The organism is Actinomadura gamaensis (assembly GCF_042652125.1).
GTDB classification, from domain to species: domain Bacteria; phylum Actinomycetota; class Actinomycetes; order Streptosporangiales; family Streptosporangiaceae; genus Spirillospora; species Spirillospora gamaensis.
On record NZ_JBHSIT010000003.1, the window covers coordinates 608467 to 621960 of the forward strand.

9 protein-coding genes are annotated in these 13494 nt (G+C 74.7%); 5 read left to right on the plus strand and 4 right to left on the minus strand.

Annotated features, from left to right (window positions below; genetic code table 11):
- The first annotated feature begins 72 nt into the window (after positions 1-72).
- Genes ACFPCY_RS13055 through ACFPCY_RS13075 form a run of 5 tightly spaced genes read left to right on the plus strand, consistent with a single transcriptional unit; the run spans position 73 to position 8461 of the window.
- A complete protein-coding gene (locus ACFPCY_RS13055; protein ID WP_378254702.1) occupies positions 73-3816 on the plus strand; it encodes an amino acid adenylation domain-containing protein in 3744 nt (1247 codons plus the stop codon).
- Entirely contained in the window at positions 3813-5129 is a 1317-nt protein-coding gene (locus tag ACFPCY_RS13060; RefSeq protein ID WP_378254703.1) for a hypothetical protein, read from the plus strand. Before ACFPCY_RS13055 ends, ACFPCY_RS13060 begins: the two co-directional genes overlap by 4 nt.
- A gap of 13 nt (positions 5130-5142) precedes the next feature.
- Positions 5143-6390, plus strand: a complete 1248-nt coding sequence (locus tag ACFPCY_RS13065) for an aminotransferase class V-fold PLP-dependent enzyme (RefSeq protein ID WP_378254705.1) — start codon at positions 5143-5145, stop codon at positions 6388-6390.
- Positions 6387-7193 (plus strand): class I SAM-dependent methyltransferase, encoded by an 807-nt coding sequence (locus tag ACFPCY_RS13070; RefSeq protein WP_378254707.1) that lies wholly within the window; start codon positions 6387-6389, stop codon positions 7191-7193. The genes ACFPCY_RS13065 and ACFPCY_RS13070 overlap by 4 nt, the downstream gene beginning before the upstream one ends.
- Complete coding sequence (locus tag ACFPCY_RS13075; RefSeq protein ID WP_378254709.1) at positions 7190-8461, plus strand: MFS transporter; 1272 nt, start codon at positions 7190-7192, stop codon at positions 8459-8461. The genes ACFPCY_RS13070 and ACFPCY_RS13075 overlap by 4 nt, the downstream gene beginning before the upstream one ends.
- Here the strand turns inward: ACFPCY_RS13075 and ACFPCY_RS13080 are convergent.
- Genes ACFPCY_RS13080 through ACFPCY_RS13095 form a run of 4 tightly spaced genes read right to left on the minus strand, consistent with a single transcriptional unit; the run spans position 8384 to position 13493 of the window.
- Positions 8384-9523 (minus strand): hypothetical protein, encoded by a 1140-nt coding sequence (locus ACFPCY_RS13080; protein WP_378254710.1) that lies wholly within the window; start codon positions 9521-9523, stop codon positions 8384-8386. The genes ACFPCY_RS13075 and ACFPCY_RS13080 overlap by 78 nt on opposite strands.
- Positions 9520-10779 carry a condensation domain-containing protein gene (locus tag ACFPCY_RS13085; protein WP_378254712.1) on the minus strand — a complete coding sequence of 420 codons (1260 nt, stop codon included), beginning with the start codon at positions 10777-10779 and terminating at the stop codon, positions 9520-9522. Before ACFPCY_RS13085 ends, ACFPCY_RS13080 begins: the two co-directional genes overlap by 4 nt.
- A gap of 51 nt (positions 10780-10830) precedes the next feature.
- Positions 10831-12186: an acyltransferase domain-containing protein gene (locus tag ACFPCY_RS13090; protein ID WP_378254714.1), complete on the minus strand. Its 1356-nt coding sequence runs from the start codon at positions 12184-12186 to the stop codon at positions 10831-10833.
- A gap of 59 nt (positions 12187-12245) precedes the next feature.
- Complete coding sequence (locus ACFPCY_RS13095; protein ID WP_378254716.1) at positions 12246-13493, minus strand: class-II aminoacyl-tRNA synthetase family protein; 1248 nt, start codon at positions 13491-13493, stop codon at positions 12246-12248.
- Position 13494 lies beyond the last annotated feature (1 nt).

Sequence of the window (13494 nt, forward strand, 5' to 3'; positions counted from 1 at the left end):
TCAGGATGACGGGCGGTAGCGGCCGTGTTCGGATCGGGACAAAGCCCGCCGCCCGTCATGAGGGGTTCGCACATGCGCGAGAGTGAGTCGCTCCAGGCCGCCTTCGAGCAGGTCGCCGCCACCACGCCCGACCGGACCGCCTGGATCGAACCCGACGGGACCCCTTACCGCTACGGCGACATCGCCCGGGCGGCCGGACGCGTCGCCGGACGCGTCGCCAGGCGACTGCGCGGCGACGAGGGACGGGTCGGCGTTGAGGGACGGGTCGGCGTTGAGGGACGGATCGTCGGCCTGTTCCTCGAACGCGGCGTGGACATGGCCGTGGGCATGTTCGGCGCGCTCAAAGCCGGTGCCGCCTTCCTGCCGCTCGGTTTGGAAGAGCCGCCCGCACGCCTGGAACGCATCCTCGGGGACAGCCGTCCGGCCGCCCTGCTCGTCCATGCCGCCACGCGCGGACGGCTGAGCACGAACATCCCGCTCATCGACCTGGACGCCCTGGCCGAAGACGAAGACGAAGACGAAGGCGAGAGCGAAGAGGTCGCCGCGCCGGGCGAGGCCGCCTACGTCATCTACACCTCCGGCTCAACGGGCGTTCCGAAGGGCGTCGTGGTCGAGCACCGCAATCTGACCGGGCACATCGACTGGCTGCGCGAGGAACTGCCACTGCACCCCGGCGACCGGCTTCTGCAGGTCGCGCCCTACACGTTCGACGCGTCGCTGACCGACTTCTTCTGGCCGCTGTCGAGCGGCGCGACGGTCGTGTCGCTGGCCGAAGGGGACCACATGGACCCCTACGTGCTGGCGGCGACCCTCGCGCGCCAGCAAATCACGGCCGTCCGGCTGCCGCCCGCCATCGTGCCGCTCCTGCTCGAAGAACCCGCGCTGCGGGAGGCGACGAGCCTGCGCTATCTCATCTGCGGTGGCGACCGGTTGCCGTCCGCCCTGGCGGCGCGGATCCTGGACGTCCTGCCGGGCGTCCGGCTGTTCACCCGATACGGGCCGACCGAAACAGCCGTGGCCGTGACCTACCACGAGGTCGATCCGCAGGCGGACCTCGGCGGACGGGACGTCCCGATCGGCCGCGCGATCGGCGGCGCGGAGCTGGGCCTGGCCGACGAGTTCACCGGACGCTGCGTGCCGCTCGCGCCCGGCTCGTCCGGGGAACTGCTGGTCGGCGGGCCGCCGGTCGCGCGCGGCTACCTCGGCGACGACGAGCTGACCGCCGAGCGGTTCGTCGCGATGCCGGACGGCGGCCGAGCGTTCCGTACCGGCGACCTGGTCAGCATCGACGACTCCGGCGCGCTGCTGTTCGAGGGACGCCGCGACGCGCAGCTCCAGGTGGCGGGCAACCGCGTCGAGCCCGGCGAGATCCGGACGCACCTGAACGCCTATCCGGGCGTGGCCGACAGCGCCGTCGCCCTGCGCGGTGAAGCACTCGCCGCCTACATCGTCCCGGCCGACGTCCCGCCGGACGCCACCCCGGACACCACTCCGCACGCCATCCCGGAGGCCCCGCCGGCTGCCACGCCGGACACCGACGCGCTTCGGGCGTACCTCGCGGAACGCCTGCCCCGGCACATGCTGCCCGCCCACTTCGTGTTCCTCGACCGGATGCCGCTGACCGAACGCGGCAAGGTCGATCTCGCCGCCCTGCCCGATCCCGTCCCCGAGCCCGTCCCCGAGCCACGGGACGCTAAGCTGCCGGACGGCGCTTCGCCGGCACGTGCCGCCTGGCGCGAGGTCGTCGGGACGGCCGATCCCGCGCGCGGCTTCCTGGAGAGCGGCGGGACGTCGCTGAAGGCCGCGATGCTCGCCAACCGTGTCCGCGCGGCCACGGGAATCGAGGTCACGGTGGCCGACGTGCTGCGCGCGCCCGCCCTCCGCGACTTCGAGACGACCGTGGACGAGCGCCTCGCCGGACGGAGGCCCGGCGCCACGAGGCTGGCGGCCCGTCCGCCCGGCACCGAACCGCCCCTGTCCCACCTGCAGGAACGCCTGTGGTTCCTGCACGAGTTCGCCCCCGGCGAGCCCGTCTACAACTTCCAGGCGATCTTCAAGTTCACCGGGGCGCTGGACGAGGCGGCGCTGCGCCGCGCCCTCGCCGGGATCATCGAGCGCCACGAGATCCTGCGGGCCGGCTTCACCGTCCGGGACGGCGAGCCCCGGCAGACCGTCCATCCGGCCGCGCCGCCCGCGATCACCGTGATCGACCTGCGCGAGGCCGAGCCCTCCCCGGAGCGGGCGGAGTCCGCCGCGCGGCGCTTCGCCGACGAGTTCGTCCGCCGGGCGTTCCGGATCGACGAGCCGCCGCTGATCCGGTGGTGCCTCATCCGCCTCGACGGCGAGCGCACCTGGCTCGTGCAGAGCCAGCACCACCTCGTCCATGACGGCTGGTCGTTCTCGGTCTTCCTGCGGGAGCTGGTCGAGCGCTACCGGGCGGCCGTGACCGGCACGCCGCCGGAACTGCCGGAACCGCTCGTCCAGTGCGGGGACTTCGCCTACTGGCAGCGCCGCTGGTGGGAGCGGGACGGAGCGCGCGAGCACCTGCCCTACTGGCTCGACCGGCTGAACGGCGTCCCGCCCCTCGCGCTGACGCCGCGTCCGGACGCGCGCGGCGACCACGGCGGGCACGGCGACCACGGCGGGCACGGTGACCACGGCGACCACGGTGACCACGGCGGGCACGGTGACCACGGCGGGCACCAGGTGCGGCGCAGGATCGCGCCGGAGCTGGTCGCCGCGGTCAAGCGCACCGCCGCCGACCTGGACGTCACGCCGTTCATGGTCTGCTTCGCCGCCTGGGCGGCCTTCCTGCGCGGCCTGACCGGCCAGCGGGACTTCGCCGTCGGCACCGCCGTGGCGAACCGGCCGTGGGTGGAGGCCGAGCACATGCTCGGCTGCGTGCTGAACAACCTTCCGATCCGGGTCCGGCCGGAGCCCGGCGCGGAGTTCCGCGCGCTGGCCGCCGGCACGCGCCGCGCCCTGCTGGAGGGGTACGCGCACCAGGCCGCGCCGCTGCACGCGATCGTCGAGGCGCTGCGCGTGCCGCGCACCCTGGAGAACCCGCTCTTCCAGACCACGTTCAACTTCCACGACGCGCCCTACCCCGACCTCGCCCTGCCCGGCGTCGAGCTGACGCTGGAGGAGGCGATCCCGAACGGCACGGCCAAGTTCCCGCTCGACGTCATCGTGATCACCGAGGCGCAGCGCCGGACCGGCGGTCCCGCCGCCGCCGGACCCGACGAGTGGGACATGGTGTGGCACGCGTCCGCGCGCTACTTCGACGCCGCCGGGGCGGCCGAGGCGGCGGACGGCTTCCTGGACGTCCTCGCCCGGGCCTGCGCCGATCCGAACCTGAGACTGGCCGAACTGAGCGAGCCGCCGTCCGAGGCGACCCCCTCCCAGCCCGACCTGTCGCAGCCTGAGCCATCCGAACCCGATCTGTCCGGAGCCGATCTGTCCGGGCCCGTGCTGGTCGCCGTCCCGGAGCCGCCGCCGGAGCCCGCCGGCGAACCCGCTGGCGAATCCGACGGCGAACCCGACGGCGGCATGGGCGACGGCGCGGAGCGCGCCCGGACCGTCGCGGTCATCCGCGCGGTGTGGGCGGACCTGCTGCGCGTCCCGCACGTCACCGAGGAGGACAACTTCTTCGACCGGGGCGGCCACTCGCTGCTCGCGGTCCGCGCGATCAGCCTCATCCGGTCGCGGCTGGACCGGCACGTCCCGGTCCGCGCGATCTTCGAGGCGCAGACGGCGGGCTCGCTCGCCGACGCCATCACCGGCCGCGCCGCCGCGAAGGCGGAGGTGCCGTCATGACCGTCCGGCCCCCGGCGGGACGCCGCACCGGGCTGATGCCGGACGCCGACCTGCCCCGCCTCCGGGAGGAGCTGACCCTCGCCTACGAGCGCACCCGGTTGGCCCGCGCCAAGTTCGACGCGGCGGGCCGGCGGCCCGCGGACGTCCGCGACCCGGCCGACCTCGCGCTCGTCCCGCTCACCACCCGCGCCGAGTACCGGCAGGCGTTCCCGGCTGGCGTCCTGGTGGACGGCGCGACACTGAACGACCCGATGGTGGTGCGCAGCCGCAGCTCGGGCACCGCGCACGAGCGCCTGCTCAGCGCGGACTACGCGTTCACCCTCGCCGAGCGCCGGTTCGGCGCGCTGGACGTCCACCCGGAGCTGATGGCGCTGCTCGCCGACCCGGAGACCCGGCGCAGCGTCCGGTACGCGGCCCCGAACTGCTCCGACGTCGAGTGCTCGCTGCCGCAGGTCACCATGGCCGACCGGATCCTGCCCAACGGCATGCTGGTGCTGCCGTCCGCGCACGACCTGTACACCACGCCCGAGACGATGCTCCGCAAGGCGTGGGACGAGATCGCCGAATGGGAGCCCGACTACCTGTCCTGCGACCCCACGCGCTTCGCGCACCTGACGCGCGCCGCCGAGGAGCGGGGCTGGAAGCCGGACGGCGCCGGGCTGCCCGGCCGCGCCCTCGTCATGACCTACAACTTCGCGCCCGCGTTCGCCACCGCCCACCTGCGGTCCCGGCTGCCTGCGGGCATGCTCGTCGCGAGCTCGGTCACCATGTCCGAGTTCGGCTGGGTCGCCGCGTCCTGCCCGGACGGCACGCTCCACCTCAACACCGCCGCCTTCTGGATGGAGCTGCTGGACGGCGACGGGCGTCCGGTCGGTCCCGGCGAGATCGGCGAGCTCATCGTGACCACCCTCGGCGACCCGCTCTCGCCGCGCGTCCGCTACCGGACCGGCGACCTGTACCGGTGGCTGGACGGCTGCCCGTGCGGTCATCCGCATCCGGCCGTCCGGTTCGAGGGCCGCGACCGGGACGCCGTCCGGTGCCAGGACGGCACGCGCCTGACGACCCGCGGCCTCGACGATCTCGTCGGCGCGCCCGAGCACCTGATCGCCTACAAGTTCCACCAGCACGCGCCCGACCGCGCCGAGTTCCGCTACGTCTCCGACCGGGGCGCGCTCCCGGGCTGGGAGCGGGAGCTGACCGAGGCGCTGGCCGGCCGCCTGGGCGCCGGCTGCCGCGTCGATGTCGCCGCCGCGCCCGTCCTGCCGTCCGAGCGGTCCGGCAAGTTCCTCACCTGCACGACCTCGCTCACCTGAGGTGCCTCGAACCATGACCACCGAAGCCGGGCTCCCCGGCACCACCCCCGCCTTCGACGCCGTCGCCACGGCCGTCCGCGCCGACCTGCCGATCTTGCGGCCGGACGGCGGGCCGCCGCTGGTCTACCTCGACAGCGCGGCCACCTCGCTGACGCCCGAGCCGGTCATCGACGCGATCACCGGCTACTACCGGGACGTCGGCGCCAGCGTGCACCGGGGCAAGCACATGCTCTCCGACATCGCCTCCACCCGGTTCGAGCAGGTCCGGGCGCAGGTGGCGACCGAGGTGGGCGGCGGGACGCGGCAGGTCGCGTTCGTCCCGAACACCACCGCCGCCCTGAACACCGTCGCGGCGGGCCTGCCGCTGGACCGCGGCGACCTGGTGCTCGCGCCCCTCGACGTCCACCACTCGAACTTGCTGCCGTGGCGGGCGCGGGCCACCGTCCGGATGATCCCGCTGACTCCCGAGGCGACACCCGACCTGGGCGCCTACGCCGAACTGCTCCGGCTGCGGCCGAAGGTCGTGGCGGTCAGCGCCTGCTCGAACGTCACCGGACGGTTCGCGCCGGCCGAGGAGATGGCGCGGATGGCCCACGAGGCGGGGGCGCTGTTCGTCCTCGACGCGGCGCAGTCGGCCCCGCACGGCCGGATCCGGCTGGCCGCGACCGGCGCCGACTACGCGGCGTTCTCGGCGCACAAGATGCTCGGTCCCACCGGGATCGGGATCCTCTACGGCCGCCTCGCGGAACTCGCCCCTTCGGTGCTCGGCGGAGGCACCGTGGACTGGGTGGACCTCGCCGGGCACCGGCTGCGCGACGAGCCGCACCACCTGGAGCCGGGCACGCCGCACGTCGCCGGCGTCTACGGCCTCGGCGCGACGCTGGACTACCTGCGCGGACTGGGCTGGGACGCGGTCGCCGCGCACGACGCGACGCTGACGCGGCTGCTGTACGAGGAGATCGCACGGCGGCCGTACCTGCGCCCGCTCGGCGGCCCCGGCCACCGCGACCGCGCGGCGATCGCCAGCCTCCGGCTCCCGCCCGGCGCGGACGTGGACGAGGTCGCGCGGATGCTCAGCGACTCCTACCGGGTCATGTGCCGGTCGGGGAAGCTGTGCGCCCAGCCGATGGTGGACGGCGACGGCGACGGCCGCCCCGTCCTGCGGATCTCGGCCTACGTGTACACCACGCCGGAGGAGCTGGGCATCGCGTTCGCCGCCCTCGACGAGGTGCTGACCGTCACCGGGGTCCCGCTCGGATGACCGTCGACTACCGCCGCCACTTCGAGGACCACGCCGCCGTCTACGCCGACCGCGTGGTGCCGCTGTTCGCGGTCACGCACGAGCACCTCGCGGCCTGGGCGGACGGCCTGGACCGTCCCGCCCGGATCCTCGACGTGGCCTGCGGCGACGGCCGCCTCGCCGCGGCGATGGCCCGCATGGGGCACCGGGTGGCGGGCTGCGACCAGTCCGCCGGGCTGCTCCGCCGGGCCGGACGGGTCGCCGGGGCGGCGGCCGGAGCCGGGGCGGCGGCCGGAGGCGGTCCGGCGGCCGGAGGCGGCCCGGCGGCCGGAGCCGGCCGGGCGGCAGGAGGCGGCCGAGCGGACGGAGCCGGACCGGTGTGGCTGCGCGCCGACGCCCATGCGCTGCCGCTGGCCGCTGCCAGCGTGGACGCCGTCGTGTGCAACCTCGGCGTGCAGTTCTTCGACCGTCCGGTGGACGCGCTGCGCGAGATGCGGCGGGTGGTGCGGCCCGGCGGCCCGATCGTCCTGGTCGTCCCCGAGCCGCCGGGCGGACGCGCCGGAGCCGTCGATCTCACGCCCCGGCTGGACGAGGCCGGAGTCACGGTCATGACCCGGATCGAGCTGACGCGCACCGCCCGGATCTCCGATCCCGGGACGCTGCTCGCGGTGTGGCGGGTCGAGATGGGACCGTCGTTCGCGCCGTCCCGGCTGCCCGAGGCCGACCAGGCCGACCTCGCCGACGCCGTCCTCGCCCGGGCGGACGGCACGGTCGAGCTGGCCCTGCGCTTCCGCGCCTACCACTGCGCGGGCGGACGGCCGTGACGCGCGGCGGCCTGCTGCGGTCCCCGGACTTCCTGCGGCTGTGGGGCGCGCAGACCGTCAGCGAGTTCGGCACCCAGATCGGCCAGCTCGCCACGCCGCTGCTCGCGATCGGGACGCTGCACGCCTCGGCCGGGGCGCTCGGCCTGCTCGGCGCGGCCCGGTCCGCGCCGTTCCTCGTCCTGGCGCTGCCCGCCGGGGCGATCCTCGACCGGGTCCGCCGCCGGCCGGTGATGATCTACGCCGACCTTGGCCGGTTCCTGCTGGTGGGCACCGTCCCGGTGGCCTACGCGTGCGGCGTCCTGACCATGTGGCAGCTGTGCGCCGTCGCCGCGCTCGCCGGCGTCCTGACCGTGTTCTTCGACGTCGCCTACCAGAGCCACCTGCCCGGCCTGGTGGAGCGGGAGCGCCTCACCGAGGCCAACTCCCGGGTGACGGCCTCGCGGTCGCTCGCCGAGGTGGCCGGGCCGGGCGCGGCGGGCGTGCTCGTCGGGGCGATCGGCGCGGCGGCGACGGTCACCGTCGACTCCGCCAGCTTCCTGCTGTCGGGACTCCTCTGCCGGACGATCCGCCGTCCCGAACCCGAGCCCGCCCCCGGCGCCCGCGACCGCTCGCTGCGCCGTGACATCGGCGAAGGGCTCGGCTTCGTGATCCGGCACCCGATCCTCAGCCGGGTCGGCGTGTGCGCGGGCGTCACGAACCTCGCGTCGTCGATGGTGACCGTCCTGATCCCGCTGTACATGGTCCGGTCGCTGGGACGCGGGCCGAGCACGGTCGGGCTGGTGCTCGCGGTCGGCGGGGCCGGGCTCGTCGCGGGCTCGCTGGGCGCTGGCCCGGCGGTGCGCCGCTTCGGCTACGGCCGGACGATCGTGGTCAGCGCCGTCACGTCCGGCATCGGGCTCGCGCTGCTGCCGCTCGCCTCGGGACGGGCGGCACTGCCGCTGCTGGTCGGAGGGCAGCTGCTGTTCGGCCTCTCGGTGCCGCTGTTCAACATCGCGCAGGTCAGCCTGCGGCAGAGCGTGACGCCGCACCGGCTGCTCGGCCGGATGAACGCCTCGATGCGGTTCCTCGTCTGGAGCACGATCTCCCTGGGCAGCCTGCTCGCGGGCGGCCTCGGCGAGGCGGCCGGGGCGCGCGCGGCCCTGGCGGTCGCGGGCGTGATCGGCGCGCTGTCGTGGACGACTTTGCTCGGCTCACCCGTTCCGTCCCTGCGCGAGCTCCCGGCGGTCAGCGCCCAGGTCCCCGACAAACGCCCCGATCCGACGCCCTGAAACGCCCCGGACGACCGCCCCGCCCGCTTTCCCGGACGCGTCCTGGACGACCCTCCCACCCGCCTTCTCGGACGCGTCCTGGACGACCGCCCCGCCGGCTTTCCCGGACGCGCCCTGGACGACCGTCCCGCCCGCCTTCCCGGACGCGCCCTGGGCGACCGCCCCGGCCGCTTTCCTAGGCGCGTCCTGGGCGACCGCCCCGCCGGCTTTCCCGGGCGCGCCCTGGGCGACCGGGCCGCCCGTTTCCGCGGTCGCGGCAGGAAGGAGCGCCAGGTGCTCTTCGCGCACCAGGTCGAACTTCAGCGCGAGGGCCGCCAGCGTCTCCCGCTTCGAGGTGCGCGGACCGCCGGGAGGTCCGGCCACCTCCAGCTTCTCCGCCAGGTAGTCGATGTGGTAGTTCACCGCCGAGCGGGTCAGGGCGCGGTCGTCGCCGAACGCCGCCAGCCGCGCGCTCACCTGCCCCGGCGTCGGCACCGCCGCGCTGCAGCAGTCCCGGAGCCGCGGCTCGCACAGGCACACCAGCACCATGAAGTAGCGGCTGGCCTCGTCGAGCGGGGACGTCCGGTCGCCGGTCGCGTCCGGGACGCCGAGCTCGCCGCGTTCGGGCGCGAACACCGTGAACCGGCCGTGCCGGTGCGGCAGGCCGAGCCGCACCCGGCTCAGCTCGAACGGGACGGGCATGCCGACCCGCCGCGCGGGGACCTTGACGTACTCGCCCCCGCCCTCCAGGTTCTCCACGCAGTAGGTGCGCCACCGGCTCTGGTTGGTCATCAGCCAGTAGCCGTCCACGGCGCGGATGCGGCCCGCGGGCACGCCGACCTCGTCCTCGCCGAGCGCGAGCGCGAGCGCCGCATCGTCCCGGCCGCCGGCGTCCGGGCCGTCCGCGCGGGGGGACGCCCAGCCGAAGACGACGCTCTCGCCGTCGGCCAGCTCGTGGACGCGGGGCGGCCGTCCGCGCCCCCGGTCCAGGCAGATGATGACCGTGTTCATCGCGCCGTCGCGTCCGGTGTTCATCGCGCTGTCGCGTCCGGTGTTCATCGCGCTGTCCCGTTCAGGGGTCATCGCGCCGTCGCGCCCAGGCGGGCGGCGAGCGTGTCCGCGACGTGCCCGGCCGTCTCGTCCGGGACGAGCGCCGGGTCCCGGTCGACTCTCAGCCGCAGCTCGCGGACGTCGTAGGACGCCGAGACGACGATGGGCGCCTGGACGCGCATCCCCGCCATGTGGCACTCCTCGCCCCGCACGCCGTCGAGCACGAGGGACGGCCGCCGCGATCGGTCGTCCAGGGTGAGGAGCACGTCCAGGTGCCCCGCCCAGGGCAGGCGGGCCCGGCGCGCCGCGCGCAGCACCTCGTCGAACGGGGTGTCGGCCCATTCCAGGTCTTCCCACCAGCCGAACAGCGCGTCCTCGTACGGGTCGTCGGACTCGCCGGCGGGGCAGGCGACGACCGTGTTGATGAAGCAGCCGACCACGGGCTCATCGTCGTCGGCGGCCCGTCCGCCCCACGCGTAGGAGACGGGCGCGACGTCGCGGTAGTCGGCGGTAGCGAGCCGGCAGGCGGCCAGCAGCGTGGGGAACAGCTTGCTGCGCGCCTGGCCGCTCAGATCCGCCGGCGCGACGCGGCGGGAGACCGACCGGGACGGTCCGCCCTGGTTGAGTGGGACGCCGCGCCCCCAGTGTCCGGGGGCGGCCTGAGCCAGCCGCCGTTCCCAGTGGGCGACGGCCTCCGGGCCGCTGGCGGCGTCCTCGCGTTCGAGCTGGCGCGCGACGGCGTGGCCGTACGGGTCCGTGCCCGCCACCGGAGCGTCCTGGTCCTTGGCGTAGGCGTCCGCGAGCTGCTCGATGATCAGTCCGATCGAGAACTCGTCGCAGGCCACATGGTCGAAGGCCAGGGCCAGCAGGTCGCGGGTGGATTCGCGGGCGAGCAGCAACCGGAACGGGCCGCGTTGCTCGGGCCAGTCGTCCAGGGCGGTCCGAACATCGGGCACCTCTTCGACCGTCACGTCCCCTTCGCGGCGGACGCGCTGGACCGGGATGCCGCCCACGATCTCCACCGTGGAGCGCAGCGCCGGATTCAGGCCGACGACGGCGCGGGCGGCCTGCGCCAGCCGCGGGACCGACACCGTCCCGGCCGGATACTCCAGGAACAGCGGCACGACGGCCCGTCGCTCCAGCGGGTCCAGGCTCGCGGTGTGCAGGAAGCGCCGCTGCGCGCCGGTCACGGGCAGCAGGTCCGCGTCCGGCCCGGCATGCTGGGCGCGGACGTCGCCGAAGCGGTTCAGGTAGGTGCGGGTGATGGTCTTGGGCGCGGCACTGCGCATCGTCGTCCCCTGGTCGCGGCGGTTTTCTCGGACGCTGGCGGACAGGCGGCGCTAGTAGTGCGGCGCGCCGCCGGGGCACGGCAGAACGACCGGGACGCCCGCCGTCCAGAGCCGCCCGAGCGTCGTGAGCAGGGTCTCCAGGTCGGACGAGCTCTCGAGGTGACCGGGAAGGGTCTTCAGCGGGGGAGCGGCGAGCGGCCCGGCGGACTCCGGACGGGCCGTGTGACGCAACGCCAGCGCGGCGAGCGTCTGCCCCGGCCCGAGCTCCAGGGGCGCGGGCCGGGGAAGCGACCAGATCGTCCGCAAACCGTCGTCGAACCGGATCGGACGGTGCAGATGCCCGGCCCAGTAGGCGGGGCTGGTCGCCTCCTCCGCGCCGATCCACGAACCGGTCACGTCGGACACGAACGGCAGCGTCGGCGGACGCAGCTCCACGCCGTCGAGCAGGGCCGCGAGCGGCGCGGCGACCGGCTCCATCAGCGGCGAGTGGAACGCGTGCGACGCGGCGAGCCGCCGGACGGGCACTCCGGCCTCGGACAGCCTCCGCTCGGCGCGGTCGATCCCGTCCACCGTCCCGGCCAGGACGGTCAGTTCCGGACCGTCCAAGGCGGCGATCGTGACGCTCCCGTCCAGGCAGGGCCGCACGGCGTCCGGACCGGCCGCGGCGGCGAGCATCGCGCCTTCCGGAAGCTCGCCGATCAGCCGGGCGCGCGTGGCCACGAGCCGGAGCGCGTCGTCCAGCGGCAGCACCCCGGCGACGCACGCGGCCACGTACTCGCCGAGGCTGTACCCGGCCATCGCCGCCGGGACCACGCCCAGCGCCGTCAGCGTCCGGGCCAGCGCGAACTGGACGGCGAACATCAGCGGCTGCGCTACGGCCGTCCGGTCGATCTCCCGTCCCGCCTCGCGCCGGTCGAACAGCGTCGTGAGATCGGCGCTTCGCGCATGCGCCCGCTCCGGCCCGCCGTCCGGCCCGTCTTCCGGCCTGCCGAGATGGAGAACGGCCCGGACGCCCAGCCGCAGCTCGCCGTCCAGGATCGCCAGGCACCGGTCCAGCTCGGCGCGGAACACCGGCAGATGCGCGTACAGACCGGCGGCCATCTCCGGATACTGCTCGCCGACCCCGGAGAACAGGAACACCGGATTCGGGCCGGGCTCCTCAACGCTTCCGGTGAAGACGCGCCGGCGATTCCGTTTGGCCAGGTCGGACGCGGCACGCGTCGCGTCCGACGCCACGACGATCCTCCGGTGGTCACCTGACGACGCCGCCGTCCACAGCTCGTTCGCCAACTCGGTCAGGTCGGTCTCCGGCTCCGCCGCCAGGCGGGCGGCGAGGTCGTCGGTGGCGCGCTCCAGCTCTCCGGACGTCTCGGCGGCCAGGACGAGCAGCCGTGGCTCGCTTGTCATCGGACGTGGTTCGCCCGTCATCGGACGGGGTTCGCTCGGCATCGGGCCGGGTTCGTTCGTCATGGGGTGAGGCCCTCCCCGAGGCCGCCGGGCCAGGCGGCCGGGTCCGGCCCGTGCCGGCACACGAACGCGTAGGCCAGGCGTTCCAGCCCGAATCCGGCGCACGCCGTGTGCACGGCGCCGTCGTCCGGACCGGCCGGCGCGATGCCGAAGGAACCGGCGAAGAACGTGTCGTGGAAGTTGAACGAGGCGACCGAGACGTCGCGCCCGTCCGCCACCGGCAGCCGCAGCTCGTACTTCAGCTCCAGCATCTGCTGCGACCAGGCGCGCTGCGCGGTGGCGGCGTCCACGAAGAACGGGTCGTTGGCGACCTCGCACCGGCCGCCGAGGTCCAGCTCGTCCATCAGCGCGAACGCCCGCTCCATCAGGCGGCGGCGGCGCTCCAGCACGACGTCGCGCGGCCCGAGGAACACCGTCTCGCGGATCGTGAAGTCCCAGAGCCGCTCCAGCGAGCGGCGGTACCGCGACTCGAACCGGAACGACTTCCCGCGGGACGTGACGACCGGCGCGGACGCGTCCAGCGGCCCGTCGGCGAACTGGTGGTAGGTGTACAGGCACATGGTCGGCGGCAGGGACAGGTCCGGGTCGCCCGAGTGCCCGCGCAGCGCCTCGGTCAGCTTCCGGCCGTCCGAAAGGTCGTCCAGGAAGGCCCGGTAGTCGTCCACGTCCTCGTGCAGCCGCGACACGAACATCATGAGCTGCGGGAACGAGCGGTAGTAGCCGCAACGCCCCAGCACCGCCGTGGGCAGCAGCGTCGGATACCGGTACTCGCGCGCCCCGAACTCCCGCACCACCAGGTCCCGGACGCGCGCGTCGAGCCGGTCCATCAGCGTCAGCACCGGTTCGGCGAGCGCCACCTGCCCCTCGCCCGTCTCGACCGCGACGCCGCGTTCGAGCAGAACGTCGTAGACGCCCGGACGGGGCGCCGGGACGTCCCGTCCGCGCCAGATCACCTTCGGCTCCGGACGCCGCTGCGCGAGCACGTCATTGGCGACCACGAACCGGAGCTTGCGCTCCAGGCCGTCCGCGCCGTCCTTGCCGTTCGCGCTGTCCTTGCCGTCCGCGTCGTTCGCGCCGTCCTCGCTCAGCCGCAGGTCGACCGCGTGGATCGCCGACCCCGACCGCACCAGCGAGAACCCGACGATCGCGGGCGAGACGAAGAACACCCGCGCGCTCAGCTCGTCCGCGTACTCCTCCGGGACGGGCGGGTCGAGGTCCACCCGGCGCGTGATCGTTCCGCTGTCCACG

Excerpts from the sequence above, each read along its gene's own strand:
- ACFPCY_RS13055 (WP_378254702.1), top strand. The coding sequence starts at position 73 with ATGCGCGAGAGTGAGTCGCTCCAGGCCGCCTTCGAGCAGGTCGCCGCC.
- ACFPCY_RS13060 (WP_378254703.1), top strand. The coding sequence starts at position 3,813 with ATGACCGTCCGGCCCCCGGCGGGACGCCGCACCGGGCTGATGCCGGAC.
- ACFPCY_RS13065 (WP_378254705.1), top strand. The coding sequence starts at position 5,143 with ATGACCACCGAAGCCGGGCTCCCCGGCACCACCCCCGCCTTCGACGCC.
- ACFPCY_RS13070 (WP_378254707.1), top strand. The coding sequence starts at position 6,387 with ATGACCGTCGACTACCGCCGCCACTTCGAGGACCACGCCGCCGTCTAC.
- ACFPCY_RS13080 (WP_378254710.1), bottom strand. The coding sequence starts at position 9,523 with ATGACCCCTGAACGGGACAGCGCGATGAACACCGGACGCGACAGCGCG.
- ACFPCY_RS13085 (WP_378254712.1), bottom strand. The coding sequence starts at position 10,779 with ATGCGCAGTGCCGCGCCCAAGACCATCACCCGCACCTACCTGAACCGC.
- ACFPCY_RS13090 (WP_378254714.1), bottom strand. The coding sequence starts at position 12,186 with ATGACAAGCGAGCCACGGCTGCTCGTCCTGGCCGCCGAGACGTCCGGA.